This is a genomic window from Pseudomonas guariconensis, assembly GCF_015680235.1.
GTDB lineage: Bacteria > Pseudomonadota > Gammaproteobacteria > Pseudomonadales > Pseudomonadaceae > Aquipseudomonas > Aquipseudomonas guariconensis_A.
In genome coordinates this window covers 1-464 of sequence record NZ_JADLJL010000084.1, presented here as the reverse complement: position 1 = coordinate 464, position 464 = coordinate 1, and the positions used below count along the sequence as shown (strand labels likewise).

At 64.9% G+C, this 464-nt stretch carries 1 pseudogene; it reads left to right on the top strand.

The annotated features are described in order from the left end of the window. Positions 1-174, top strand: a pseudogene (locus IRZ56_RS22945) (transcriptional regulator); the annotation flags it as partial. Between the last annotated feature and the right edge of the window lie 290 nt (positions 175-464).

Below are 464 nucleotides of genomic sequence, written 5' to 3'. Positions count from 1 at the left end.
GAGATCTACACCCCGCTGACCTCGCGTATCGCCCACCTGGTGGTGATCGATGTGCTGGCGATGGGCGTGGCCATGGCCCGCGGGCCGAGCCTGGTCAACCACCTCAAGAGCGTCAAGCGCAGCTTGCGCAGCCTGCGGCTGTCGCCCAAGTCGGTCAAGGCGACCGACGACTGATCGTTACAGCCTGTGCCGGCCTCTAGGTAAACCTTTTGCGCCCATCTGTGGGAGCGAGGTCAGCGCTAGCCGCTTGTTCTCTATTGCGCGTTGCGCGGCTGGGTGCCTCGCATAGAGCAACGCATATCTGTGTCGCCTGTGGGAGATTACCCAGCCCTTCGGGCTGCGCTGTCGCGCAAAGAACAAGCGTCTAGCGCCGCCCCCTGTGGGAGCGGGCTTGTCCCGCGATTGGGCCGGGCCGGATATCACCGTCGCCTGGCAAGGGCTTCGCCCTTGATCGCGGGACAAGC